This window comes from Streptomyces sp. NPDC030995 (assembly GCF_055571215.1).
Genome location: NZ_JBVIFS010000014.1, coordinates 42,465 through 69,027, shown reverse-complemented (window position 1 = coordinate 69,027; position 26,563 = coordinate 42,465). Strand labels below are relative to the sequence as shown.

Below are 26,563 nucleotides of genomic sequence, written 5' to 3'. Positions count from 1 at the left end.
GTGACCACTACGCGCACAAGGGGGAGCCGATCCCCGCTCGCCTCCGTCGGCCTGCACACCACCCTGATCGTCGCGGCCGTGATCGCCGTGTTCCCGGTGCTGTGGATCCTGCTGACCTCGCTCAAGCCCCCGCAGCACGCGATCACCACGGACTTCGTCAAGGAGCCCACCCTCTCCAACTACCGCTACCTGCTGGAGTCGAGCCACTTCTTCAGCTGGTTCGCGAACTCCGTCCTGGTCGCCGGCGTCACCACCGTCCTCGGTGTGTTCATCGCCGCCACCACCGGATACGCGGTCAGCCGCTTCAAGTTCCCCGGCATGCGGCCGCTGATGTGGACCCTGCTCATCACGCAGATGTTCCCGATGGCCATCCTCATCGTCCCGCTCTACAACCTGATGGGACAGCTCGGGCTGCTCAACCAGCCGCTCGGCCTGATCATCACCTACCTCACCATCGCCGTGCCGTTCTGCGCGTGGATGATGAAGGGCTTCTTCGACACCATCCCGGTGGAGATCGACGAATCCGGCCGCGTCGACGGGCTCAACCCCTTCGGCACCTTCTGGCGGCTGATCCTGCCGCTGGCCAAGCCCGGCCTCGCCGTCACCGGCTTCTACGCCTTCATCACCGCCTGGGGCGAAGTCGCGTACGCCTCCGCCTTCATGGTCGGTGAGGAGAACCTCACCCTGGCCGGCGGCCTGCAGACCTTCGTCACGCAGTACACCTCCAACTGGGGTGCGATGAGCGCCGCTTCGGTCCTCATCGCGATCCCCGCGGCGATCTTCTTCGTCTTCGCCCAGCGTCACCTCGTCGCCGGAATGACCGCAGGCGCCACCAAGGGCTGACCACCCGCGCCCGCTCCTTTCGTACCGGCCCGATCTCTTCAAGGACGACATGACCCAGCACCTCGCCGACGCACTTCCCACCTCCACCGGCACCCAGCCCGGCTGGTGGAGAGACGCGGTGATCTACCAGGTCTATCCGCGCAGCTTCGCCGACTCCAACGGGGACGGCATGGGGGACCTCGAAGGCGTCCGCAGCCGCCTGCCCTACCTCAAGGAACTGGGCGTCGACGCCGTCTGGCTCAGCCCCTTCTACGCCTCCCCGCAGGCCGACGCCGGCTACGACGTCGCCGACTACCGGGCCATCGACCCCATGTTCGGCAGCCTGCACGACGCCGACGCCGTGATCCGCGAGGCCCACGAGCTGGGCCTGCGCATCATCGTCGACCTGGTCCCCAACCACTGCTCCGACCAGCACGAATGGTTCAAGCAGGCACTGCGCGAAGGCCCGGGCACCCCGCTGCGCGAGCGCTTCCACTTCCGCCCGGGCCAGGGCGAGAACGGGGAACTCCCGCCCAACGACTGGGAGTCCATCTTCGGCGGACCGGCCTGGACCCGGGTCGCGGACGGCGAGTGGTACCTGCACCTCTTCGCCCCCGAGCAGCCCGACTTCAACTGGGAACACCCCGCCGTCCAGGACGAGTTCCGCTCCATCCTGCGGTTCTGGCTGGACCTCGGCGCCGACGGCTTCCGCATCGACGTCGCCCACGGCCTGGTCAAGGCCCCCGGCCTGCCCGACCTCGGCCGCGACGAGCAGCTCAAGCTGCTCGGCAACCAGGTGCTGCCCTTCTTCGACCAGGACGGGGTCCACGAGATCTACCGCTCCTGGCGCCTGGTCCTCGACGAGTACGCGGGCGACCGCATCGGCGTCGCCGAGGCCTGGACGCCGAGCGCGGAGCGCACCGCGCTGTACCTGCGCCCCGACGAGCTGCACCAGGCCTTCAACTTCCACTACCTGAACACCGGCTGGGACGCCGAGGCGCTGCGCTCCACCATCGACGAGTCGCTCGACTCGATGCGGCCGGTCGGGGCGCCGACCACGTGGGTGCTGTCCAACCACGACGTCGTCCGCCACCGCACCCGCTTCGGCAGCCTGGAGCGGGCGCGGGCGGCCGGACTGCTGATGCTGGCCCTGCCCGGATCGGCGTACGTCTACCAGGGCGAGGAGCTCGGCCTGCCGGAGGTGACGGACCTCCCGGACGAGGTGCGCCAGGACCCCTCCTTCTTCAAGGCGAACGGCCAGGACGGGCTGCGCGACGGCTGCCGCGTGCCGATCCCGTGGTCCGGCGACCAGGCCCCGTACGGCTTCGGGGCCGGCGGCAGCTGGCTGCCGCAGCCCGCCGAGTGGGCCGGGCTGAGCGTGGAGGCGCAGACCGGAGACCCGGCGTCCACGCTGGAGCTGTACCGCGCGGCCCTGCGGGTGCGGCGCGCGCACCCGGCACTGGGTGCGGGCGACGCCGTGGAGTGGCTGCCCGCGCCGGAGGGCGTACTGGCCTTCCGCCGCGGTGACTTCGTCTGCACGGCGAACACCACGGACAAGGCCGTACGGATGCCCGCGCCGGGCACGGTACTGCTGGCGAGCACGGACCTCGCGGAGCCCGGCCTCCTTCCGGCGGACAGCACGGTGTGGTGGCAGGGGTGACTTCCCCGCTGCGGCTGACGGACATCGCTGCGCAGGCCCAGGTCAGCGAGGCGACCGTCAGCCGCGTGGTCAACGGCAAACCGGGCGTCGCGGCCGGCACCCGGCACAAGGTGCTGGCCGCGCTCGACCTGCTCGGCTACGAGCGGCCCGTACGGCTCAAACGGCGCAGCAACGGCCTGGTGGGGCTGCTGATCCCGGAGCTGACGAACCCCATCTTCCCGGCGTTCGCGCAGGTCATCGAGCAGGCGCTGGCCGGGCACGGGTACACCCCGGTGCTGTGCACGCAGACCCCCGGCGGGGCCACCGAGGACGAGCTGGTGGAGCAGCTGGAGGAGCGCGGGGTCACGGGGATCGTCTTCCTGTCGGGCCTGCACGCGGACTCGGCGGCCGACCCCGCGCGCTACCAGCGACTGGCGGCGCGCGGGGTCCCCTTCGTGCTGATCAACGGCTTCAACGAGCAGATCAGCGCACCCTTCGTCTCCCCGGACGACCGGGCGGCGGCGGACATGGCCGTGCGGCACCTGGAGGACCTGGGCCACCGCAGGATCGGCCTGGCGATCGGGCCGACGCGGTACGTGCCGTCGGCGCGCAAGGAACAGGGCTTCCTGGCGGCTCTGCCGTCGGCCGACGCGGAAGGCCTGATCCAGCGCACGCTGTTCACCGTCGAAGGCGGCCACGCGGCGGGCATCGCCCTGCTGGAGCGCGGCTGCACGGGCATCGTGTGCGGCAGCGACCCGATGGCGCTGGGCGTCATCCGCGCGGCGCGCGAGCGCGGCCTTCGGGTGCCGGAGGACGTGTCGGTGGTCGGCTTCGACGACTCGCCGCTGATCGCGTTCACGGACCCGCCGCTGACGACGGTCCGCCAGCCGGTCCGCGCAATGGCGACGGCGGCGGTCGGCGCCCTGCTGGAGGCGGTGTCCGGCACGCCGGTCCAGCGCACGGAGTACGTCTTCCAGCCGGAGCTGGTGGTCCGCGGCTCGACCTCGGCCCCACCGACCCGCTCCCTCTGAACTCGGGGCTCCCCCGAGACCCCGCCCGGCGCCGGGGCCCTGTCACGGGGCTCCGGCGCCACCCCGGCCCCTGCCCCCGACCGGCGGTGGAGGCAGGGGCGGGCGGTCTCTCAGGGCGCGTTGACCCGGAAGTTCTGGCTGTTGGTGTTGCTGGCGCCGGGGCTGTTGATGTTGTTGTTCGTGTTGATGTTGTTGTAGACCGGGATCAGGCCGCTGAGGCTGATGGGGAGAATGGACGTTCCGCCCCCGTTCCCACCGTTCCCGCCGTTGCAGTTGGGGCCGGGGATGTTGACGGTGTCACTTGCCGAGTCGCTGAGGCCGCCTTGGATATCGATCACGTTGGCGGTGTTGGTGACCGTGCAAGGAGCGTCCGTGGCCACGCTCATGATCACTTCGATCGTGTAGCCGCCTCCAGCGGCGATGGAGCCGTCGGTTGTGCACTCAACCCTGGTGCGTGCATCGTTGAGGAAGCACCCCACCCCGCCGCCGGTGGTGTTCTGGGTGATCGCGATCGATACGCCTGTAAGCCCTGCGGGGAAAGTGTCCGTCATCCGCGTCCCGTCAGGGTGGGTCTCCTGGTCGCCGGGGTTGGTCACCGTGATGGTGAAGATCCCCTGCCCGCCCCGGGGGAAGTCCCCCGAGTGGGTCTTCGTGATGTCCAGCTGAGCCTGTGCGTAGGCGGGGGTGACCCCTACGGCGAACGGCAGGGCGACGCCCAGCCCCAGGACGGTGCCGAGGGCGGCGAAGCGCCGCCTCAACGTGTGGATGGCCATGGTGGGTTTCTCCTGTGGTGTGTAGGTCTGCCGTGATGCGGCTCCGGGCGCGAAGGACGGGGGAGCTCGGCTCACGCGGATGCCTGCACACACAGGAACGCGGCGCGGTACGGCTTGATCACGGGTGCGAAGCCGGTGTCACTCGATCGCCACGGGGCGGTACGGCCTTACGCGCGCGGGGGCTTTCACCCCCCGACCCCGCCGCACAGCTTGATGAGGCCCCGCCCCCCGCCCCCGGCCGCCCCCCGAAGCCCCCCGCCCGAACCCCCGTAGGACACGCGCAAGAAACAATTCTGCAATTTCTTGCGCAAGGTATTGCAGGGCTGTTGGCAGGCCCATACGGTCGCCAGCAATCCCCACCTCTCCGCCAGGAGGCCCCACATGTCCCGCACCGGCACCGCAAGAACCGGCAGAGCCCTGCTGGCAGCCACCGCCCTCGCGGCTGCGACCCTCACCTCCGTCGCGCCGCAGGCGCAGGCGGCGCCTCCCGGCGAGAAGGACGTCACCGCCGTCCTCTTCGAGTGGAAGTTCGACTCCGTCGCCAAGGCCTGTACCGACAGCCTCGGGCCCGCCGGCTACGGGTACGTCCAGGTCTCGCCTCCCCAGGAGCACATCCAGGGCGAGCAGTGGTGGACCTCGTACCAGCCCGTCAGCTACAAGATCGCCGGGCGGCTGGGTGACCGGACCGCGTTCAAGAGCATGGTCGACACCTGCCACGCCGCCGGCGTGAAGGTGGTCGCCGACTCCGTCATCAACCACATGGCGGCAGGAGACGGCACCGGGACGGGCGGGAGTTCGTACACGAAGTACAACTACCCGGGTGTGTACTCCGGTTCCGACATGGACGATTGCCGGGCGACCATCTCGAACTACCAGGACAAGGCGAACGTCCAGAACTGCGAGCTCGTCCAGCTCGCCGACCTCGACACCGGCGAGGAGTACGTACGCGGCCGGATCGCCGGGTACCTGAACGACCTGCTCTCCCTCGGCGTCGACGGCTTCCGGATCGACGCCGCCAAGCACATGCCCGCCGCCGATCTCGCCAACATCAAGTCCCGGCTGACGAACCCCGGCGTCTACTGGAAGCAGGAGGCGATATACGGGGCCGGCGAGGCCGTATCGCCGAGCGAGTACCTCGGCAACGGCGACGTGCAGGAGTTCCGCTACGCCCGCGACCTCAAGCGGGTCTTCCAGAACGAGAACCTCGCCTACCTCAAGAACTTCGGCGAGGCCTGGGGCCACATGCCCAGCGGTCAGTCCGCCGTCTTCGTCGACAACCACGACACCGAGCGCGGCGGCGACACCCTCACCTACAAGAACGGCTCCGACTACACCCTCGCCAACGTCTTCATGCTGGCCTGGCCCTACGGCTCCCCGGACGTGCACTCCGGCTACGAGTGGACCGACAAGGACGCCGGCCCGCCCAGCGGCGGCGCGGTGAGCGCCTGTTACGCCGACGGCTGGAAGTGCCAGCACGCCTGGCGGGAGATCTCCTCCATGGTCGGCTTCCGCAACGCGGCCCGCGGGCAGTCCGTCACCGACTGGTGGGACAACGGCGGCGACCAGATCGCCTTCGGGCGTGGCTCGAAGGCGTACGTCGCCATCAACCACGAGGCGAGCGCCCTGACCCGTACCTTCCAGACCTCCCTCGCGGCCGGCGACTACTGCGACGTCCAGAGCGGGCGCGCCGTGACCGTGGACTCCGGCGGCCGGTTCACCACCACCCTCGCCGCCGGGACGGCCGTCGCCCTGCACGTGAACGCACGGACCTGCTCGGGCACACCGGCCGCCTCCTCCGGCGCCTCCTTCGCCGTCAACGCCACCACCGCCCTCGGCCAGAACATCTACGTCGTCGGCGACCGCGCCGAGCTCGGCGCCTGGAACACCGCCGGCGCCCTCAAGCTCGACCCGGCCGCCTACCCCGTCTGGAAGCTCGACGTCACGCTCCCGGCCGGCACGTCCTTCGCGTACAAGTACGTCCGCAAGGACGTCTCCGGGAACGTCACCTGGGAGAGCGGCGCCAACCGCACGGCCACCGTCCCCGCGAGCGGCAAGGTCACACTGACCGACACCTGGCGCAGCTGACCTGCGAGCCCCCGCCCCACAGACCAGGGCCGCCCGGCACCACCTTCCCCGCCACCGCCGGGCGGCCCTTATCCATGCGACACGTGACGCGCGCACGACACGTACGCGGCACGTGCACGAGCACGTACACAAGGAGAGACCCGCCTTGATACGCCCTGCCGCAGGAGTCCTCGCCGCCGCCCTGGCCGTGACGCTCCTGCCCGCCCTCCCCGCCGCGGCTGCCGCCGCGAGGCCTCCCGCCCCGCCCTCGGACGCGAAGCTGGCCGCCGAGCCCGCACGCCATGACCTGACCCGGGAGCAGTTCTACTTCGTGCTCCCGGACCGGTTCGCGAACGGCGACCCGGGCAACGACCGGGGCGGCCTGACCGGCTCCCGGCTGGAGACCGGCCTGGACCCGACGGACAAGGGCTTCTACCAGGGCGGCGACCTCAAGGGGCTCACCGACCGGCTCGACTACATCAAGGGCCTCGGCACCACGGCCATCTGGATGGCGCCGATCTTCAAGAACCAGCCGGTGCAGGGCAAGGGGACCGACGTCTCCGCCGGCTACCACGGCTACTGGATCACCGACTTCACCCAGGTCGACCCGCACTTCGGCACCAACGCGGACTTGGAGCGGCTGATCGAGAAGGCGCACGGGAAGGGGATGAAGGTCTTCTTCGACGTCATCACCAACCACACCGCCGACGTGGTGGACTACCGGGAGGCGTCCTACTCCTACCTGTCGAAGGGGGCGTTCCCCTATCTGACGAAGGACGGCGTGCCCTTCGACGACCACGACTACGCGGGCGGGAAGGGGAAGTTCCCGAAGGCCGACGGCGAGTCCTTCCCGAGGACGCCCTTCGTGGCGGACGCGAAGAAGAACCTCAAGTCGCCCGCCTGGCTCAACGACCCGATGATGTACCACAACCGCGGCGACTCCACCTTCGCCGGCGAGTCCTCCGAGCAGGGCGACTTCTTCGGCCTCGACGACCTGTGGACCGAGCGCCCCGAGGTCGTCAGCGGGATGGAGAAGATCTACGAGAAGTGGGTCGAGGACTTCCGTCTCGACGGCTTCCGCATCGACACCGTCAAGCACGTCAACACCGAGTTCTGGACGCAGTGGGCGACCGCCCTCGACACGTACGCCGCCAAGCGCGGCCGCGACGACTTCTTCATGTTCGGCGAGGTCTACTCCGCCGACACGGCCGTCACCTCCCCGTACGTGACGCGCGGACGGCTCGACGCCACCCTCGACTTCCCGCTCCAGGACGCGATACGCGCGTACGCCTCCCAGGGCGCGGGAGCCGGCCGGCTGGGCTCCGTCCTCGCGGACGACTACCGGTACACCAGCGGCAAGGCGAACGCCTACGAGCAGGTGACCTTCCTCGGCAACCACGACATGGGCCGCTTCGGGACGTTCCTGAAGCAGGACCGGCCGGGGGCGGGGGAGCAGGAGCTGCTCGACCGCTACCGGCTCGCGAACGAGCTGATGTTCTTCTCCCGGGGCAACCCGGTGGTCTACTCCGGCGACGAGCAGGGCTTCACGGGCGCGGGCGGTGACAAGGACGCCCGCCAGACCCTCTTCGCCTCCCAGGTCGGCGACTACCTGGACGACGACCAGCTCGGAACGGCGCGCACGCACGCGAGCGATGCTTACGATCCGGGTCACCCGCTCTACAAGCAGATCAGTGCTCTCTCGAAGCTGACCAAGGACCACCCGGCCCTGCGCGACGGCGTCCAGAGCGAGCGCCTCGCCGACGGATCCGTCTACGCCTTCGCGCGCACCGACGCCCGCAGCCGCACCGAGTACCTCGTCGCCGCCAACAACGGAGCCGAGTCCAGGACCGTGGAGATCGACGCCCCGGCCGGAGCCCAGTACCGCACCCTGTACGGCGGCACCGCACTGCTCCGCGCCTCCGCCGCCGGCAAACTCACCGTCGTCGTCCCCGCCTTCGGCTCGGTGGTCCTCCAGGGCGCAGCCCCGCTCGCGGCTCCCGCGGCCAAGCCCGCCCTGACCCTGAAGGCCCCGGCCCCGGGCGCCACCGGAACCGTCGAGCTCTCCGCCGACGTCAGCGGCGGCGGCCTGAACCGGGTCGTCTTCGCCGCCCAGAGCGGCAACGGCAAGTGGCAGGTGCTCGGTTCGGCCGACCACGCCCCCTACAAGGTCACCCAGCACATCGAGGCGCCCGCCGGCACCGCCCTGCGCTACAAGGCCGTCGCCGTCGACTCCACGGGCCGCACCGCCAGCGCCCTCGCCGAGTCCGTCGCCGGCCAGGCCCCGCCCGTCGAGGTCCCCACCGCCACCCAGCGCGACTACGCCGTCGTCCACTACAACCGCCCCGACGGGGACTACACCAACTGGCGCCTCTACGCCTGGGGCGACATCGCCGAGGGCGAGCAGACCCCCTGGCCCGCCGGCCACGACTTCACCGGCCGCGACGCCTACGGCGCCTTCGCGTACGTCCGCCTGAAGCCCGGCGCCTCCTCCGTCGGTTACCTCGTCATCGACAAGGACGGCAACAAGGACGTCGCCGCCGACCGCACCATCGACGTGACCAAGACCGGCGAGATCTGGCTGGAGCAGGGCAAGGAGCCCGCCCGCACCGACCGCCCCGCCTACCCGCCGCAGGACACGGCGAAGGCCGTCATGCACTACCAGCGCCCCGACGGCGCCTACGACGGCTGGGGCCTGCACGTCTGGACGGGAGCCGCGGCCCCCACCGACTGGTCCAAGCCCCTGCTCCCCGCCCGCACCGACTCCTACGGCGCGGTCTACGAGGTCCCGCTCGCCGCGGGCGCCACCAGCCTGAGCTACATCCTCCACAAGGGCGACGAGAAGGACCTGCCCTCCGACCAGTCCCTGGACCTCAAGGCCACCGGCCACGAGGTGTGGATGCTGGGCGGCAAGGAGAAGTACCTCCTCCCGCAGCCCGCCGGCTCCTCCGCCGCCCTGGACCTCACCAAGTCCCAGGCGGTCTGGATCGACCGCGACACCGTCGCCTGGAACGCCCCCGCGGCCGCCGCCTCCGTACAGCTCCTCGCCTCCCGCGAAGGCGCCGTCAAGGCCGAGAGCGGCACCCTGCACGAGGGCGGCGCCCAGTGGCTCCGCCTCACCGGGTCCGAGCTCACCGCCGCCCAGAAGCAGAAGTTCCCGCACCTGGCCGGGTACACCGCCTTCACCGTCGACCCCCGCGACCGGGACCGGGTCCGCGAAGCCCTGCGCGGCCAGCTCGTCGCGAGCGCCCGCGCCGCGAACGGCGCCGTGCTCGCCGCCACCGGCGTCCAGCTCGCCGGGGTCCTGGACGACCTGTACGCGACGACCGCCGCCCTCGGCCCGGTCTTCAAGGACGGCCGTCCCACCCTCTCCGTCTGGGCCCCGACCGCCCAGCAGGTCTCCCTCGAACTCGACGGCCGCACCGTCCCGATGCGCCGCGACGACAGCACCGGCGTCTGGTCGGTCCGCGGCGAGCGCTCCTGGACCGGGAAGCCGTACCGCTTCGCCGTCACCGTCTGGGCCCCGAGCACCCGCCAGGTGGTCCGCAACCTGGTCACCGACCCCTACTCCACCGCCCTGACCACGGATTCCACCCATAGCCTGGTCGTGGACCTGGCCGACCCCAAGCTGGCCCCGCCCGGCTGGAAGACGCTGCGCAAGCCCGCGCCCGTGCCCTTCACGTCCGCGCAGATCCAGGAGCTGCACATCCGCGACTTCTCGGTCGCGGACCGCACCAGCACCCACCCCGGCCAGTACCTGGCCTTCACCGACACCGGCTCGGCGGGCATGCGGCACCTGCGCGACCTGGCCGCCGCCGGCACCTCCTACGTCCACCTCCTGCCCGCCTTCGACATCGGCACCATCCCCGAGAAGGCGGCCGACCGCACCGAGCCCGCCTGCGACCTCAAGGTGTACGCGCCGGACTCGCAGGAGCAGCAGGCCTGCGTGGCCGCCGCGGCCGCGAAGGACGCGTACAACTGGGGCTACGACCCGCTGCACTACACCGTCCCCGAGGGCAGTTACGCGAGCGACCCGAACGGCACGGCCCGTACGGTCGAATTCCGCAAGATGGTCCAGTCCCTCAACGGGTCCGGGCTGCGCACGGTGATGGACGTGGTCTACAACCACACCGTCGCCGCCGGACAGTCGGACAAGTCCGTCCTCGACCGCATCGTCCCCGGCTACTACCAGCGCCTGCTGGCCGACGGCAGCGTGGCCACCTCCACCTGCTGCTCCAACACCGCCCCCGAGAACGCCATGATGGGCCGCCTGGTCGTGGACTCGGTCGTCACCTGGGCCAAGGAGTACAAGGTCGACGGCTTCCGCTTCGACCTGATGGGCCACCACCCGAAGGCCAACATCCTGGCGGTCCGCAAGGCCCTCGACGAGCTGACCCCGGCCAAGGACGGGGTCGACGGCAAGAAGATCGTCCTCTACGGGGAGGGATGGAACTTCGGCGAGATCGCCGACGACGCCCGCTTCGTGCAGGCCACGCAGAAGAACATGGCCGGAACCGGCATCGCCACCTTCTCCGACCGGGCGCGCGACGCCGTCCGCGGCGGCGGCCCCTTCGACGAGGACCCGCGCGTGCAGGGCTTCGCCTCCGGCCTGTTCACCGCTCCGAACTCCTCGCCCGCCAACGGGACGCCGGAGCAGCAGAAGGCCCGCCTCCTGCGCTCCCAGGACCTGATCAAGGTCGGCCTGTCCGGCAACCTCGCCTCGTACGCCTTCACCGACACCACCGGCCGCCGCATCAAGGGCTCCGAGCTGGACTACAACGGCGCCCCGGCCGGCTACGCGGCCGCCCCCGGCGACGCCCTCGCCTACGCGGACGCCCATGACAACGAGACGCTCGCCGACGCCCTGACCTACAAACTCCCGCCGGCCACCAGCAACGCGGACAAGGCCCGCATGCAGGTCCTGGCCATGGCGACGGCCACCCTCTCCCAGGGACCGGCCCTCTCGCAGGCGGGCACCGACCTGCTCCGCTCCAAGTCCCTGGACCGCAACTCCTACGACAGCGGAGACTGGTTCAACGCCGTCCACTGGGACTGCAAGGACGGCAACGGCTTCGGCCGCGGCCTGCCGCCGGCCGCCGACAACACCCCGAAGTGGCCCTACGCGAAGCCCCTCCTGACGGGACCGGCCCCCACCTGCGCGGACATCACCGCCACCGCGGGAGCCCACCGCGACCTGCTCAAGATCCGCACCACCGAGCCCGAGTTCGCCCTCACCACGGCAGAGGCCGTCCAGTCCCGGCTGGCCTTCCCCCTGTCCGGCAAGGACGAGACCCCGGGCGTGATCACCATGACCCTGGGCGACCTGGTGGTGGTCTTCAACGCCACCCCCACCGCCCAGCCCCAGCGCGTGGCCGCCCTCGCGGGCACCGCCTACACCCTGCACCCGATCCAGGCGGCGGGCTCCGACGCCACGGTCAGGCAGTCCACCTACGACGCGCAGACAGGAGAGTTCACCGTCCCGGCCCGCACGGTCTCGGTCTTTACACGACGCTGAGCCGGTCCAGCCGCTTCTCCAGCAGGATCACCCCGTAGACCCTGCCGTCCTTCCCCACCTTGTTGGGGAGCTCCCCAACCACCCGGTAGCCCGCACCCCGGTAGTACGCGAGCAGCCGGGGGTTGGTGGAGACGCAGTCCAGCCGCGCCCGCTCCCGCCCGGTCCTGGCGATCCGCCGCTCGGCGTGTTCGAGCAGGCGCCGCCCGGCGCCGGCGGGCGCGGCCTCCCGCTCCACCATCAGCCGGTGCACGTACCCGGCCACCGGCGGCTGGACGCCCCAGGCGTCCTCGTCGGACCACCACAGTTCGTACGCCCCGACCACCCGCCCGTCGCAGTCCCCGCCGAACCACACCTCGCCGTCGGCCATCCGCGCGCGGAAGTGGTCGGCGTCCTTGTCGCCGGGCTTCCACTGCTCGATCCCGTGCTTCTGCATCCAGCGGGCGGCCTGGTCGTACAGGCGCACCAGAGTGCCCGCGTCCTTCTCCTCGGCCGGCCGGAACAAGATCCCGTCGTCAATGATCACGCGGGCATTATCGATGATCATGGGCAGCGGCGGCACGGGGGTTCACCGCGGGGAGGGCACCCCGCCGGACACCCCGCCGGACACCTCACCGGGCACTTCGCCGGACGCCCCGCCGGGAACGAGCGCGACGAGCCGCCCGACCAGCTCCCCGAAAGGCCCGTCGGCGGGCTCGTGGGCCAGGATCCGTACGAGGATCCCCGCCATCTCCGCGTCGTACGCCGCGCTCACGGCGGCCAGCGCAGCGAAATCGTGCACCAGCTGCAGCTCCAGCTCGCCCCGCGGGATCCTGCGCCCGTCCAGCCAGATCAGCGCGGTGGACTCGGCGAGCGACACCCAGGACCGCACCACGAGTTCCAGGCGCGCCGGCGGATCCGCGAGCCCGATGCCCAGGTGCGCGAGGATCTGCTCGTACGCCGCCTGCCGGACCTCGTCGATCATCGCGTTGGCCCGGCTGCTGCCGACCGCCGGACCGCCCCGCATCAGCGCCGAGAAGCCCGGCCCGTGCTCGTCGACGAAGGCGAAGAACCGCCCCATCACACGCAGCAACCGCGCCCCGAGCGGCCCGTCCTGGGGCTCCACGAACCGCGCCGCCAGCTCGTCGGCCGCCCGCCGCAGCGCGGCCTCGTACAGGCTCAGCTTGCCGGGGAAGTAGTGGTAGACGAGCGGCCTGGATATCCCCGCGGCCGCCGCGATCTCGTCTATCGACACATCGTCGGGCGACCGGTGGCTGAACAGCTCCAGGGCAACCCCGATCAGCTGCTGCCGCCGCTCCTCGACACCCATCCTGCGCCGCACTCCGGTTGTCATGCGGGACACCCTACTGGGGCGCTCACAGGTCCAGGACGAGGCGGTTCCCCTTCGCGCGGGAGACGCACAGCAGCATCGAGTCCGCGCGCTCGCCGTCCGTGAGCAGCTCGTCGCGGTGGTCCACCTCGCCCGCCAGGACGCGGTGTTGGCAGGTTCCGCAAAAGCCCTGCCCGCAGGAGTACGGGGTGTCCGGCAGCTCCCTGCGCACCGCGGCCAGGGTGGTCTCCTGCGCGCCGACCTCGACGGTCCGCCCCGAGCGGTGGAGTTCGACCGTGAAGGGCTCCGCCGGGCCGGGCGGGGCCGCCGGGGTGAAGCGTTCCAGATGGACCAGGGCCGGGTCGGGGGCCGCGGCCGTGACGGCCCGCATCAGGGGGTCCGGGCCGCAGCAGTAGACCGGCGTGCCGGGCGCCGCCCCGGACAGCCGGGTCAGGTCGGGCAGGCCCGTCTCGTCCTCGGGCAGGACCGTGACCCGCTCCCCGTAGGCCGCCAGTTCGGCCAGGAAGGGCATCGAGGCGCGCGAGCGGCCCCCGTACAGGAGGGTCCAGTCGGCGCCCGCCGCCGTGGCCGCCCGGAGCATCGGCAGGATCGGGGTGATGCCGATGCCGCCCGCGACGAAGACGTACGAGGACGCCTCTACCAGCTCGAAACGGTTGCGCGGCGGCCGTAGTTCCAGCTCGGCGCCCTCGACCAGCTGGGCGTGCGCCTCGCGGGAGCCGCCGCGGCCGTCCTCGATCAGCCGGATCGCGATCGTGTACCTGCCGCCGTCCGCGGGGTCCCCGCACAGGGAGTACTGGCGGACCAGCCCCGAGGGCAGGGTGACGTCCACGTGCGCGCCCGGGGCCCACGCCGGGAGGTCCGGTGATTCCAGGGCCAGTTGCAGCACGCCCTCGGCCGGCTCCGTACGGGAGACGATCAGCGCGCGCAGCCGGCGGCGCGGGGAGTGGCCCGAGACGGGCGTCTCCAGGGCCGGCAGGGGCCAGAGCGGGGACTTCCCGATGCGGCGGCTCAGGGCGCGCCGGGCCACCCAGGCCGCACCCGCCACCGCCGTGACCGCGAGGGCGCGCCTCATGGCCGGACACCGCCGTTCGCGCCGGGGGAGGAGGCGAGGTAGGCCACCGCCTGGGCCGTCGAGCCCTCCTGCGAGGGGTGGTACGTACGGGAGAGGTACTTCGGGATGGACTTCAGCATCGCGCCCGTGGAGGGGAGCACGCCCTGCTGCCCGGCCAGGAAGAACTGCCCGAAGGAGGCCTTGCCGTCCACCAGGTGCGGATCGTTCGCCATGAAGAAGCGGACCCCGCGCTGCCACAGGAAGACCAGCGCCGAGAAGGCGGTCGCCCAGGTCCGGGCCCGGCGCCGGTAGCTGCCGTCGACGTGCATGAAGAGGTCGAAGGCCACCGAGCGGTGCTCGACCTCCTCGGCCCCGTGCCAGCGCAGCAGGTCCAGCATGCTGGGGTCGGCGCCCCGCCGGTCCAGGGCCTCGGCGTTCAGCACCCAGTCGCCGAGGAACGCCGTGTAGTGCTCGATCGCCGCGATCATCGCGACCCGCTCCATCAGCCACCAGTGCCGCGCCCTGCCGGGCGGCAGGGTCCGGTCGCCGAGCAGCTTCTCGAAGAGCCAGTCCACCTGCGCGGTGTACGGGGTCGGGTCCAGCCCCAGCCGCTTCAGATGCGGCAGCACGTCGTCGTGGGCGGCGGCGTGCATGGCCTCCTGTCCGATGAAGCCGACGACGTCCGCGCGCAGTTGCTCGTCCTCGATGTACGGGAGCACCTGCTTGTAGACGTGTACGAACCACCGCTCACCCGCCGGGAGCAGCAGGTGCAGCACATTGATCATGTGCCCGGCGAAGGGATCGCCGGGCAGCCAGTGGAGCGGGGTGTCCTCCCAGCCGAAGGACACGTTCCGGGGCTTCAGGTCTATGTGTTCCGACGCCACGGGGGCGGGCGCGAGCGGCCTATTAGACATGGCGTCAATGTACTGAGGGGTAGGGGCGAGGAAAACCCCTCTGCACCCACCATTTGCGCATACGGCCTGGCCGCACGCCGATTAGCGCAGGACCCCCGCCTTCGACCCGTCCGTGAGCTTGCCCGACAGATCGACCTGCGCACCGGCCGGCGCCTTGACCGCCAGCCGGTTGCCGTTCGCCGAACCGCTCACCCCGCCGCCCGACACCGACAGCGAGGCGAACTGCGCACTGCCCGCAGCCAGTACGTACCACTGGCCCGCCCGCGACTTCCACAGCACGCCCGCCAGCACCCGCGGCTCCCGGGGCCCGCACGCCGGGGACCCCTCCGCGGTGGCCGCCTGCGCCGCCACCGGGGTGCCCGGGGCCAGGAACTGCGCCTGCACCCGGTCCGCCGCGCCCTGCCAGGTCTCGGCGCGCGTACAGAGCCAGGTCGCCGTCCCGTCGCCCTCCGGCAGCGGCTGCCTCGCGTAGGTCCAGGCGTTGACCGTACGGACCCCGTGCGAGCGGACCGAGGGCAGCAGGCACGCGATCCGCGACCAGTCACCGAGCTCCGCGGCCTCCGCGACGTCGCGCTCGGCGCCCGGCGCGCCCGAGGTCAGCCGGGCCGGGGTCAGCTCACCGAGGTCGGTGATCAGCCGGGTGGTCCCGTCGCCGCTCAGGGACAGGGCGTTCCAGCTCGTGCAGTTGCCCGCCGGTGCCGGGCCCGGCACCGGCGGGGTCACCCCGTCCGGGGCCGGCTTCAGCGTCGTCGCCGGGTCGCCGGGCTTGAGCAGGTCCCGCAGGGCCACACCCGTGACCCAGGGCGCGGTGAGGTAGCGGACGTTGCCGTCGACCCGGCTGAGGACCAGCGCGGTGGCGGTGTCCGCCGAGGCGCCGTCGGTCCGGGCGAAGTCGAGGGCGGCGCCGGTGGTCCCGGTGCGCGGTTCGGCGTAGCGGACCACGCGCAGGCCGTCGTGCAGCAGGACCACGACGGCCTGGTCGACGGCGCCCGCGAACAGCAGCTGCGCCGGTCCCATCGGCGGCCCGGCTGGGGTCCCCGGGGTGGCCGAGACCACCACGGACGCGCCGGGCCGGGCCCAGACGGACAGCGCCCGGCGCAGCAGCGCGGCGTCGTCGGCGCGGTCACCGCGGGCGGGCCAAGTGGAGAAACCCGTACGGGAGGACGTACGCCACAGCGTGGGCGCGGCGCGGACCAGCTTCCCGGGGTCCAGGGCCTGCTCGGCCGCGGCGTTGCGGGAGTACAGCGGGGCGGCGGCGCCGTCCGAACCCCAGCCCCCGCCGGGCAGCGCGAGCAGCGCCCCGCACACGGCGAGCGCGGCGGCCGCGGCCAGGGCGGCGCGCGTGAGACGGCGCCGGCGCAGCAGGTCGGTGGGCCGGGCCTGGAGCACGCACGGGTCGAACTCGGGGGAGGCGAACAGGGCGTCGTTCGCCGGATCCCCGGAGCCGGCCACCGCGGCGGCCGGGTCCGGGATCCCGGCCTCGTCGAGTACCCGCAGCACCTCCGGCTCGGGCAGCCGCTCCAGGGCCCGCAGCACGCAGGCGGCCCGGCCGGCCCCGTCGAGGGTGGCCAGCCACTGGTCGAGGGCGAGCTCCTCGGCCCCGCCCGAGCGGGGGAACAGCCGCAGCCCCCAGACCTGGGGGAGCACCGGCGGGAGCTGCGCGCGCCGGGGCAACGCCCGGAAGGTCAGCGGAATCCCCGCTTCCAGGGCGGCGCGCAGCACGCGCAGCCGGACGTACGCGTACCCGGAGTCGTCCGCGCCGGCCCGCTGCCCCGGAACCCCGCCCTGCACGGCCGCCACGGCCGCCGCCGCGTCCCGCCGGCCGCGCGGCAGTGCCCGCTGGACCAGCGAGTGGGCGGTGAGCACCCGCCTCTTGCGGCCGAGGGCGGGCGGCAGCACCAGATAGGCGAGCCGCACCAGCCGCGGGTAGTGCTCGACGATGGCGGCCTCGGCCTGCTCGACGTCCGGCGGCACGGGAGAAACGGGAGGCAGGGAGCGGGTGGCGGTATCCGGCGCAGTCACGTTCAGCAGAACGAGCGAATGGTCGGATGGTCACCCGCCTCCCTATCGCTCGTTCAGGTCAATCTCGGGGCGCTCAGGCCACCAGACGGGCGCGCAGCGCCTCGACCGTCTCGTCGGAGACGACGAGCCCCTCGCGCACGTACTTCTCCATGGAGCCGTAGCGCGTCTCGACCTCGTCCAGCGCGGCCTCCAGGTAGGAGGGGAAGACGCCGATCAGCGCGAGCGCGATGTCCGGGTCGCCGCCGGCCACCGTGAAGCCCTCGATCATCGGGGCGAAGGCCTGCTTGACCGCCGGGTTGACGGAGAGGTACTCGGCCATCAGCGTCTCGTCGTCCGCGCCGAGCAGCGACAGGATGACCGTCGCGCCCCAGCCGGTGCGGTCCTTCCCGGCCGTGCAGTGGAACAGCAGCGGGCCCGACCCGGAGTCGGCGGCCTCGGTGAGCAGCATCCGGTACGCGGCCTGCGCGGAGCCGGAGTTCACGAACGACCGGTAGGTGTCGGCGAACAGCGCCTGCGCCCGGCCGCCGCCCAGGTGCTTCTCGGCCATCGCCGGATCGGACAGCAGGTCCTTCAGCTGCACCGCGGCGGGCACCTTGCCGGCGCTCAGCTTGTCCGCGAGGACGTCGGCGACCAGCATCCGGGCGCCGGCGGGTATCCGGTCGGGGTGGTCGGCGCGCTCGGCGCCGGTGCGGAAGTCGATGACGGTACGCACGCCCAGTGCGGCCACCGCCGGGTCGGCGTCGAGGTCGAGCCGGTCGAGCTGGCCGGAGCGCAGGACCACGCCGGGACGGACGGTGCGGCCGCCGGGGAGCGGGGTGCCTCCGAGGTCGCGGAGATTGGCGACGGTGGTGGAGGGGGTGGCGGTCATCGTGGCGGCTCCAGCGGTGTGCGCGGTACTCGGGTCGTGCGACAGTCGCGTCGCATTATGCGGCGATTCCTGCAATTTTCTGATGTTTCGCACCGGAAAGACAATCGATGGCCAGCGAGACCCCGATGCCGACGCCGAGCGCAGCCAGATGTCCGGCGTCCGTGAAGGTCCGCCCCCGCTTGACCACCGGCGCCGCCGCGAGCAGCAACACCCCCGCCCGGGCGGCCGTACGGACCGCCCCGCGCGGAAGGGCCGAGGTCAGCGCGCCGAGCACGGCGTTGAATCCGTAGCTCGTGCCCACGTCCAGGGCGCGTCGGGTCTGCGGATCGGCGGTCCTGCGCAGGGCGCCGAACACGAGGAGGGTCGCCGTGGTGTGCCCGAACAGGAACACCGCGGCCGTCCACCAGGCGCCGTACGCGTACTCGGCGTATCCGAGGACCGCGACCAGCAGCAGCGCGTAGGGCAGGGGCATCGGCTCCTCGACGACGAAGGCGCTGCTCAGCAGCGTCTCCCAGCGCCCGGCGGCGAGATTGTCGACATTCGTCGAGCATGCGCGGAGCAGTTGCTCCCGCTCGGCCGCTCCCATCCGCTCCAGGGCGTACGCCCCGAGCTGGACCCCGCCGGCGTACACCGCTCCCAGTGGAATTGGATTCACCCGTCCATGATCGGATACGGCCCCCTGGCGGGCATCACCGGGCCCCGTGCGAACATGTCCCGGCCATGTTCGAACATTCCGCGCCGATGCGCGTCACGCGGGCCGCGGTATTCGCGGCGATGTGCGTCGCTTTGGGTGCGGTGGGGCATTCGTACATGTCCGGTACGGATATTCCCCTTGCAGGGCTGCTGGGTGCTTTCGGGGCGACCGGCGGGTTCGCCTGGCTCGCCGCCCGCAGGCGCCGGGGGCCGGTGGGGATCACCGCGACACTGCTCGCCGTACAAGGGGTGCTGCACCTCGTCTTCTCGGAGAGCCGGCCGGCCGGGCGCGCGCCCGCGCACCACCACATGCCAGGCATGGACATGGGCATGGACATGGGCGCGGACATGGGTGCGGAGATGGGTGTCGCAACCTCCGGCATGGCAGACATGGCAGACATGGCCGGCATGGCCGGTCACGGCGGTCTCGGGATGATCGCCGCACACGTGCTCGCCGGGCTGCTCTGCGCCGCATGGCTGGCGCGGGGCGAGGCCGCCGTCTTCCGGCTGGCCCGCGTACTGGGAGCCGCCGCGCTGCACGCCGCCCGGCCGCTGTCCCGTGCGCTCGCCCTCGTACGGGCACGGGCGGCCGCCCGGCCGGCCCCGCCCGCCTTCTGGGCCCCGTACGAACGGCCGCGCCGCCTGCGCGGGGCCGTGCACGCGCATGCCGTGGTCCGGCGGGGGCCGCCGGCGTACGGAGCGTTCCGCGTCACGGCCCCCGGCCGTCCTGCCTGCGCCTGAGTGGCGAACGGCGAGACCTGGGGCCGGTTTCCCCATGTCTTCGCCAACACCTAGGACCAACATGTCCCTTGACGAGGTTCAGGACGTCCGCACCCCGGACGCCGACCCGACCGCCGCAGCCGACCCAGCCGCCCCCGCCACCCCGGCCGACAGTGCGAAGGGCCGCGGCGGCAGCTGGGCCGCCGTGCGGCCGCTGCTCCTGCGCATGCACTTCTACGCGGGTCTGCTGATCGCTCCGCTGCTGTTCCTCGCCGCCGCCACCGGGCTGCTCTACGCCGCCTCCTGGCAGGCCGAGAAGATCATCTACGCCGACGAACTGACCGTCGCCCACGTCGGCGAGAGCGTCCTGCCGCTCAGCGCCCAGGTCGAGGCCGCCAAGGGCGCCGCGCCCGAGGGCAAGGTCGTGTCGGTGTGGCCGGCTCCCGACGAGGAGGCCACCACCCGGGTGATCATGGAGAGTGCGGGGCTCCCGGAGGGCGAGACCCTCACCGTGTTCGTCGACCCGTATACGGCCGACGTGCGCGGGCAGCTCACCACCTCCGGCGACGCGCTGCCGCTGCGGGCCTGGCTGAGCGAGTTCCACGCCAGCCTCCAGCTCGGGGAGTTCGGCCGGAACTACAGCGAGCTCGCCGCGAGCTGGATGTGGGTGGTGGCGCTCGGCGGACTCGCCCTGTGGATCGGCCGCCGCCGCAAGCGCACGTCTCAGCTCGTCCTCCCGGACCGCAAGGCCACCGGCCGCCGCCGGACCCTGTCCTGGCACGGGGCCGTCGGCCTCTGGTCCGTCGCCGGACTCGTCGTACTCTCCGCGACCGGCCTGACCTGGTCGAAGTACGCCGGCGAGAACATCGGGCAGCTCCAGGACAGCCTCGGCGGGGCCACCCCCGCCGTCTCCGCCAAGCTGAAGCCCGGTGCGGGCGCCGACGGGGCCGACGAGCACGCCGGGCACACCATGGCCCCCGGCGAGGAGATGCCCGCGGCCCCGGCCGCCGTCGACGTCGGCATCGACAAGGCCGTGGCCGCCGCCCGGGCGGCCGGTGCCACCGAGGAGCTCCGCGTGACCCTGCCCGCCAAGGGCAAGGGGTACGTGATCAAGGAGCAGGACAAGCAGGTGCCGGTGCACCTGGACGCGGTCTCCGTCGACCCCGCGGACGGCCGGGTCATGGACGAACTGCGCTTCACCGACTACCCGCTGCTCGCCAAGATGACGCGCTTCGGCATCGACCTGCACATGGGCAAGACCTTCGGGATCGTCAACCAGCTCGCGCTGGCCGCGCTCGCCCTCGCCGTGATGTTCCTGGTCTTCTGGGGCTACCGGATGTGGTGGCTGCGCCGGCCGACGAAGGACGTCAAGCTGTCCGTCGGCCGCGCCCAGCCGCGCGGTGCCTGGCGCAAGCTGCCGGTGACCGTACTGCTGCCGCTGGCCGCGGTGACCGCCGTCTTCGGGTGGTTCATCCCGCTGCTCGGGATCAGCCTGGTCGCCTTCCTCGCGGTCGACGTGCTGCTGGGCTTCGTCGCGGGCCGCCGCGCCGCCAGGGCCGCGTAGTCCCGTATGGCTCCGCGTAGTCCCGCGTAGTTCTCCGCGCAAGCCGGTGGGCCCGTACTCGCTTCCACGAGTACGGGCCCACCGCGCGCTTGCGCTCAACCGGCCCGTCAGGGGGCGTACTTGTAGCCCACCCGGCGGACCGTCCGGATCGCGCCGCGGTGCGCCGCGCCCAGCTTGCGGCGCAGGCGGGCGATGTGGACGTCCACGGTCCGGCCGTCACCGACGTGGCCGTAGCCCCAGACGGTGGTGACCAGCTGGTCCCGGCTGTGCACCCGGTGCGGGTGCTTCACCAGATGGGCCAGCAGCTCGAACTCCAGGTACGTCAGGTCGAGCGTCCGGCCGTCGACCTCGGCCGTGCGCTGCGCGGCGTCGATGCGGACGAGGGCGTCGCCGGTGGCGGCCGGGGCGCCCGGGGCGGGCAACGGTGCGGCCACGGCCTGCGGGGCGAAGGCGATCGGCGGCTGCTGGTCGGCCGGTACGAGGACCAGGTAGCCGACCATCGGAGGCTGGCCCGGCAGCGCCGGGAGGGTGTGCTGGGGTGCGGGCAGCCAGGTGGCCCCGGGCGGGAGCAGGTCCACGACTCGGGCCACTTCGTCTCGGTCCACGGAACGCAGGCGGTGGCGCGGACTGGGCGGATGGGTCAGGGAAGCGGTCGCAGCGGAGGCGGCGGAGGTGAGGGAGCGGGTGTTCGCCATGAGTGGTCAGCTCTTTCACGCGGAGTGGTCGGCAGGAGACGTGCGTACGTCATCGATGTCGTACCGCGCAGACCGAAGGCCTCGGGCAAGGTCAGAAGGGTGATCCCGGAGGCTTTAGAGGGCCGGCGCGTTCTTCGCGCGGCAACACTCCCGGTCGAAATCGTGCGCCTGACGGGACGGCCAGAACGGCTCGAGGTCGCTGCGACCTGACGAGGTGTGCGAATGGCTGGCCATGGCCCCATTCAAGCAGATGTCATGTCTCCGAGGCAGACCTTGTCTCACGTCGTGGATCGCAATCTCATATTCCGACCCCATGGCCCGACCAATCCGGGACAAAAAGCAACTCCTCAGTCGAGGTGCAGCTTTTCCCAGGCCGGTCCGACGTCCCAGCCCTTCTCCTGACGGGCCCAGCGCGCCATGACCTCCACCACCTCGGCCGCAGCGGGCAGATACGCCTGGAAGTGCCGGTCCGCGGAACCGTCCCGGTGCTCCAGCTGGTAGTCCTCGCCCTCGTCGTGCCACACCTGTATGTACACGTCCGGGTCCTCGACGAACCGCTCGACGATGACGAAGCGGTCCCCGTCCGCGCCGATGCGCTCCACGAGTTCGGACAACGTGCCGAGCGCGGGCCGCTCGTAGGACTCGCCGCGCTCCGTCTGGATCTTGATCGCCAACATGGACCACACCGTGCCACACGGCACTGACAACGCCCGCCGGTCCACGGGGGACCGGCGGGCGTCGTCGATGCTTCGAGGGGTGCGGCGCGGGTACTAGACCAGGCCGTCCTTCTCCAGGCCGGCGCAGCAGGTGTCCGTGATGAGGCGGGTCACCACGTACGGGTCCACGTTCGCGTTCGGACGGCGGTCCTCGATGTAGCCCTTGCCGTCCTTCTCCACCTGCCACGGGATGCGGACCGACGCGCCGCGGTCCGAGACGCCGTAGCTGAACTCGTTCCACGGGGCCGTCTCGTGCAGACCCGTCAGACGCTCGTCGATGCCCGCGCCGTAGTTCTTCACGTGGTCCATCGGCTTGCTGCCCTCGCCCAGCGCCTCGCACGCGGAGATGATCGCGCGGTAGTCCTCGCGCATCGCCTTCGTGGAGAAGTTGGTGTGCGCGCCCGCGCCGTTCCAGTCGCCCTTCACCGGCTTCGGGTTCAGCGTCGCGGAGACGTTGAAGTCCTCGGCGGTGCGGTAGAGCAGCCAGCGCGCGATCCACAGCTGGTCGGAGACCTCCAGCGGACCGACGGGGCCGACCTGGAACTCCCACTGGCCGGGCATGACCTCGGCGTTGATGCCGGAGATGCTCAGGCCCGCCGCGAGGCAGTGGTCCAGGTGCTTCTCGACGATCTCACGGCCGAAGATCTCGTCCGAGCCGACGCCGCAGTAGTAGCCGCCCTGCGCGGCCGGGAAGCCGTTGACCGGGAAGCCGAGCGGACGCGTGCCGTCGAAGAAGGTGTACTCCTGCTCGATGCCGAAGATCGGCTCCTGCGCGGCGAACTTCTCGGCGACCGGACGCAGCAGCGCGCGGGTGTTCGACTCGTGCGGGGTCATGTCGATGTTCAGGACCTCGCACAGGACGAGGAGGTTGTCGCCCCCGCGGATCGGGTCCGGGCAGGAGAAGACCGGGTTGAGCACGCGGTCGGAAGCGTGACCCTCGGCCTGGTTGGTGCTCGATCCGTCGAAGCCCCAGATCGGCAGCGCGTCGCCGTCGCCGAGGATCCTCGTCTTGGAGCGAAGCTTCGCCGTCGGCTCGGTGCCGTCGATCCAGATGTACTCAGCCTTGTAGCTCACGGGCCCCATCCTCAGACTCTGCGGGTGCTGCTGGTCGCTGCTTCATCGCTGCGGTGATGACCGCAGCGTGCCCGCCCGCGATTTCTCTTCCGTTGCCCGTGTGTGAACCCCGTGTTACCGAGGTTTACGCCGCAGGTCGGGTGGGCTGTGCGGAGTGGCAGCGGGTTGATGACGGAACGCCCGTCCGGGTGGGGCAGACTGACCGTGTGAGCATTTCGTCTGATTTGAACCCTGTTGGAGACCCCGGCCCCGGCCACCCCGAAGAGCCCCGCCCCAGGGTGGGGCTGCTGGGAACCGGCCCCTGGGCGCACCGCACCCACGCCCCCGCCCTCGCCGCGCACGCCGGTTCCGAGTTCGCCGGCGTGTGGGGCCGCCGGCCCGAAGCCGCGGCCGAGCTGGCGGGCGCGTACGGCGTGAAGGTGTACGAAGACCCCGACGAGCTGTTCGCCGAGTGTGACGCCGTGGCCTTCTCCCTGCCGCCCGACGTACAGGCCCCGCTCGCCGTGCGCGCGGCCGCCGCCGGCTGCCACCTGCTGCTCGACAAGCCCGTCGCGACGACCGCGGCCGACGCCCGCGCCGTGGCCGACGCGGTGGCCCGCCACGACGTCGCCTCCATCGTCTTCCTCACCCTGCGCTTCGCCGAGCCCACCGCGGGCTGGGTCACGGAGCAGGCCGGGCGCACGGGCTGGTTCACCGCGGCCGCGCACTGGCTCGGCGCCGTCTTCCCGCCCGACGGCACGCCCAGCGCGTACGCCGACTCGCCCTGGCGCAGGGCCAAGGGCGGGCTGTGGGACGTCGGCCCGCACGCGCTCTCCGTCCTGATCCCGATCCTCGGCGAGGTCACCGAGGTCAGCGCCACCCGGGGCCCCTCCGACGTGGTCCAGCTGGCCCTGCGGCACGCCTCCGGCGCCGCCAGCACCGCCGTGCTCAGCCTGGGCGCGCCGCGCGCGGCCGCCGGGGTGGGGCTGGAACTGCGCGGCACCGAGGGCGTGTACGAGCTGCCCGGCTGGAGCGACGTACCCGGCGCCTACGGGCGCGCCCTGGACGCGCTGCTCACCGCGGCCCGGACGGGCGTCCCGGATCCGCGCGGGGCGGAGTTCGGGGCCCGGCTGACGGAGCTCCTGGCGGAGGCGGAAGCGCAGCTCCCGACTACTTGATCACGGCGTTCGCCACGATGATGGCAAGGCCGATCGTGGCGTCGGCCAGGCCGATGAGCAGCGCGGAGCGGAGCCGGTAGCCGACCCGGATCGCCACAACGGACCCCCAGGCGAACAACAGCGCGGTGTTCAGGCCGAGCCCGACGGCGGTCACCCCGTGGGAGTCCCAGCCGGTGAGCCCCGCGAGGAGCAGCAGCAGGACGGTGGGAAGAGTGGCCGCGATCATCGGCCACTCTTCCCGCAGCGCCCGCGCCAGCTGCGCCCACCGGTGCCCTACGGAACCCTGCTGGTGGGTCGCCATGTGGTGCGAGTAGCCGTGCGCGAGCGCGGCGGTGGCCGCGGTCACGAGCACCCAGCTGGCGTCGTAGTAAGGGGTGTAGTCCCCACCCTTCTGATCCAGCGCGGCCAGCAGCCCGGCGGCAAGCACGGTCCCGTACACCCCACCGAACATCCAGTCGACCCCGCGGCGGGGCGGGGCGAAGGCCGGGCCGCCGGGGCTTGCCGCCTGCGGCTGCGCCTGCGGCTGCTGTTGCTCGTTCACGACGGGTCCTTTGGTGCGATACGTCCCTCTTTGGTGCTGGGGTCACCCTACGGGGTGGGGGTTCGGGGGAGGGGGTGCGGTTCCACCGGGGGCGGGGTCTTTCCGCTGGGGCGGGGCCTTCATCCCCTTTCGCGCCACCGCTCCGGGGTGGTGACTGCCCGCCAACCCCCGGGCGATCAGGTAGGCCGGTCGGGACGCCGGGATGCGCCCCGGCTGGTTCCGATGCAGCTTGTAGTTAGTCCGTCGCATTCGGCGGTGGACGGGTCGCCGACCACTACGCCGGGCGTCCGTCGCTCGCCTCTCTGAATCCCCCCTACCTGAAAGGCGTCACCATGCCCATGCTCCTCATCCAGGGTGTCTACCGGATCGCCGGGACGCGCCCGGACGGAGACACAGTCCGCTTCGTCCCGAACGACCCCACCGAGTGGGACTTGGTGCCAGGCCCCAATCAGGTGGACCGCAACGCCACCGGCGGTGCGAACCTCCGCCTGGAGGCGATCGACACGCTGGAGACCCACTACCGGCCCCCGACCGGTGGTGCGGAGCTGCACCAGCCGCCGCCGTTCGCCGACGAGGCCGCCGCCGAGCTGCTGAAGTTCCTGGGTTTCCAGCCCGTGCAACACAACCCGGACGGGACCATCAAGGCGCCCACCACCCCGCCCGAGACGCCCGGGTTCATCCTGACCCGGGGCGCGGACAAGTTCGGCCGCTGTGTGGCCCTGGCCGGACGCGGCGCGGGCCCGGCGGCCAGCGGTACACAGGTCCAGGTCACCACGGCGATGCTCCAGCAGACCGCCAACCACCACATGCTCGCCACCGGCATGGCCTTCCCGACGTACTACCGCAGCCTCTTCCCCGAGCTGCGCACCGAGCTGACCGCGGTCGTCAAGACCGCCCGGCAGGGCAACCTCGGAGTGTGGTCGGTGGACAAGACGAACTCGGGGGCGGAGGTCGTCGCACCGCCGGTGATCAGCCCCGATGTCGTACTGCCCAAGCTCTTCCGCCGGCTGGCCGAGTACATCGTCCTCAACGACGGCGATCCGGACCTCTCCGGGTTCCGCGCGTTCCTGTCGCAGAAGGCCGACAAGTTCACCATCATCTCCACCACCCACTTCTCCACCGGCCTCGACCTGGTCGTCGATGTCAACACGACCAAGGTCAAGATGACCGAGCCTCCCGAGAACCTGCTCTTCGACGAGGGCTGAGGGAGACGGCCATGCTGCGGCCCTGGACCGGGTGAGCTGATCCCTGTTCGGGGCGCTCGCGGTGCGGGGTGGCTCCGGGGTTGGCGGGAGCCCCTCAGGCGGAATCAGAGATCTGTATGGGGGTTTCCCGTCAGTCTCATCGTCTCTCCGTGGCGGGCCGGTCCCTCAAGGGCGC

General features: G+C 71.8%; 21 protein-coding genes. 9 read left to right on the top strand and 12 right to left on the bottom strand.

The window, feature by feature from the left end; all coding sequences use genetic code 11:
- From ACZ45T_RS21550 to ACZ45T_RS21540, 3 genes are read left to right on the top strand one after another with little or no spacing between them, the layout of a single operon-like run.
- Positions 1-843, top strand: coding sequence for a sugar ABC transporter permease (locus tag ACZ45T_RS21550; protein ID WP_468443608.1), 843 nt, complete (start codon positions 1-3; stop codon positions 841-843).
- A gap of 49 nt (positions 844-892) precedes the next feature.
- Positions 893-2,482, top strand: coding sequence for a glycoside hydrolase family 13 protein (locus ACZ45T_RS21545; RefSeq protein ID WP_468443606.1), 1,590 nt, complete (start codon positions 893-895; stop codon positions 2,480-2,482).
- Positions 2,470-3,492: a LacI family DNA-binding transcriptional regulator gene (locus tag ACZ45T_RS21540; protein WP_468443604.1), complete on the top strand. Its 1,023-nt coding sequence runs from the start codon at positions 2,470-2,472 to the stop codon at positions 3,490-3,492. The genes ACZ45T_RS21545 and ACZ45T_RS21540 overlap by 13 nt, the downstream gene beginning before the upstream one ends.
- A 110-nt stretch (positions 3,493-3,602) precedes the next feature.
- Here ACZ45T_RS21540 and ACZ45T_RS21535 read toward each other — a convergent pair whose 3' ends face one another.
- Positions 3,603-4,265 (bottom strand): hypothetical protein, encoded by a 663-nt coding sequence (locus ACZ45T_RS21535; RefSeq protein ID WP_468443602.1) that lies wholly within the window; start codon positions 4,263-4,265, stop codon positions 3,603-3,605.
- Positions 4,266-4,646: 381 nt separating this feature from the next.
- Here ACZ45T_RS21535 and ACZ45T_RS21530 point away from each other — a divergent pair, with 381 nt between their 5' ends.
- The gene (locus ACZ45T_RS21530; protein WP_468443600.1) at positions 4,647-6,350 is read left to right on the top strand and encodes a carbohydrate-binding module family 20 domain-containing protein; all 1,704 of its coding nucleotides are present in this window, start codon (positions 4,647-4,649) and stop codon (positions 6,348-6,350) included.
- Between the two features lie 145 nt (positions 6,351-6,495).
- Positions 6,496-11,841, top strand: coding sequence for a pullulanase-type alpha-1,6-glucosidase (gene pulA, locus ACZ45T_RS21525; RefSeq protein WP_468443598.1), 5,346 nt, complete (start codon positions 6,496-6,498; stop codon positions 11,839-11,841).
- Here the strand turns inward: pulA and ACZ45T_RS21520 are convergent.
- From ACZ45T_RS21520 to ACZ45T_RS21490, 7 genes are all read right to left on the bottom strand, one after another.
- The gene (locus ACZ45T_RS21520) at positions 11,828-12,364 is read right to left on the bottom strand and encodes a GNAT family N-acetyltransferase (protein WP_468443596.1); all 537 of its coding nucleotides are present in this window, start codon (positions 12,362-12,364) and stop codon (positions 11,828-11,830) included. The genes pulA and ACZ45T_RS21520 overlap by 14 nt on opposite strands.
- Before the next feature lie 42 nt (positions 12,365-12,406).
- A complete protein-coding gene (locus tag ACZ45T_RS21515) occupies positions 12,407-13,171 on the bottom strand; it encodes a TetR/AcrR family transcriptional regulator (RefSeq protein WP_468443594.1) in 765 nt (254 codons plus the stop codon).
- Positions 13,172-13,193: 22 nt separating this feature from the next.
- On the bottom strand, positions 13,194-14,240 hold the full coding sequence (locus tag ACZ45T_RS21510; protein WP_468443592.1) for a PDR/VanB family oxidoreductase: 1,047 nt from the start codon (positions 14,238-14,240) through the stop codon (positions 13,194-13,196).
- Positions 14,237-15,133, bottom strand: coding sequence for a metal-dependent hydrolase (locus ACZ45T_RS21505; protein WP_468443590.1), 897 nt, complete (start codon positions 15,131-15,133; stop codon positions 14,237-14,239). Before ACZ45T_RS21505 ends, ACZ45T_RS21510 begins: the two co-directional genes overlap by 4 nt.
- A gap of 81 nt (positions 15,134-15,214) precedes the next feature.
- Complete coding sequence (locus tag ACZ45T_RS21500) at positions 15,215-17,155, bottom strand: hypothetical protein (protein ID WP_468443588.1); 1,941 nt, start codon at positions 17,153-17,155, stop codon at positions 15,215-15,217.
- 73 nt (positions 17,156-17,228) lie between these two features.
- Positions 17,229-18,023, bottom strand: coding sequence for a tyrosine-protein phosphatase (locus ACZ45T_RS21495; RefSeq protein WP_468443586.1), 795 nt, complete (start codon positions 18,021-18,023; stop codon positions 17,229-17,231).
- Positions 18,024-18,078: 55 nt separating this feature from the next.
- Positions 18,079-18,678, bottom strand: a complete 600-nt coding sequence (locus ACZ45T_RS21490) for a rhomboid-like protein (protein WP_468443584.1) — start codon at positions 18,676-18,678, stop codon at positions 18,079-18,081.
- A 65-nt stretch (positions 18,679-18,743) separates the two neighbouring features.
- Between ACZ45T_RS21490 and ACZ45T_RS21485 the strand changes: the two genes are divergently transcribed.
- Positions 18,744-19,457, top strand: a complete 714-nt coding sequence (locus tag ACZ45T_RS21485) for a hypothetical protein (RefSeq protein WP_468443582.1) — start codon at positions 18,744-18,746, stop codon at positions 19,455-19,457.
- A gap of 61 nt (positions 19,458-19,518) precedes the next feature.
- Positions 19,519-21,000 (top strand): PepSY-associated TM helix domain-containing protein, encoded by a 1,482-nt coding sequence (locus ACZ45T_RS21480; protein ID WP_468443580.1) that lies wholly within the window; start codon positions 19,519-19,521, stop codon positions 20,998-21,000.
- A 107-nt stretch (positions 21,001-21,107) separates the two neighbouring features.
- Here the strand turns inward: ACZ45T_RS21480 and ACZ45T_RS21475 are convergent, their stop codons facing one another.
- The 3 genes from ACZ45T_RS21475 to glnII all read right to left on the bottom strand — a co-directional run bounded on the left by ACZ45T_RS21475 (position 21,108) and on the right by glnII (position 23,485).
- The gene (locus tag ACZ45T_RS21475; RefSeq protein ID WP_468443578.1) at positions 21,108-21,695 is read right to left on the bottom strand and encodes a winged helix-turn-helix domain-containing protein; all 588 of its coding nucleotides are present in this window, start codon (positions 21,693-21,695) and stop codon (positions 21,108-21,110) included.
- A gap of 347 nt (positions 21,696-22,042) precedes the next feature.
- Complete coding sequence (locus ACZ45T_RS21470) at positions 22,043-22,372, bottom strand: hypothetical protein (RefSeq protein ID WP_468443576.1); 330 nt, start codon at positions 22,370-22,372, stop codon at positions 22,043-22,045.
- A gap of 93 nt (positions 22,373-22,465) precedes the next feature.
- Entirely contained in the window at positions 22,466-23,485 is a 1,020-nt protein-coding gene (glnII, locus tag ACZ45T_RS21465; protein ID WP_468443574.1) for a glutamine synthetase, read from the bottom strand.
- A 278-nt stretch (positions 23,486-23,763) separates the two neighbouring features.
- Between glnII and ACZ45T_RS21460 the strand changes: the two genes are divergently transcribed.
- Positions 23,764-24,642, top strand: coding sequence for a Gfo/Idh/MocA family protein (locus ACZ45T_RS21460; protein WP_468443572.1), 879 nt, complete (start codon positions 23,764-23,766; stop codon positions 24,640-24,642).
- Here ACZ45T_RS21460 and ACZ45T_RS21455 read toward each other — a convergent pair.
- Entirely contained in the window at positions 24,635-25,183 is a 549-nt protein-coding gene (locus ACZ45T_RS21455) for a hypothetical protein (RefSeq protein WP_468443570.1), read from the bottom strand. The two genes, ACZ45T_RS21460 and ACZ45T_RS21455, sit on opposite strands and share 8 nt — an antisense overlap.
- Positions 25,184-25,515: 332 nt before the next feature.
- On the opposite strand from ACZ45T_RS21455, the gene ACZ45T_RS21450 reads away from it, so the two are divergent.
- Positions 25,516-26,388 (top strand): nuclease, encoded by an 873-nt coding sequence (locus ACZ45T_RS21450; protein ID WP_468443568.1) that lies wholly within the window; start codon positions 25,516-25,518, stop codon positions 26,386-26,388.
- The last annotated feature ends 175 nt before the right edge of the window (positions 26,389-26,563 follow it).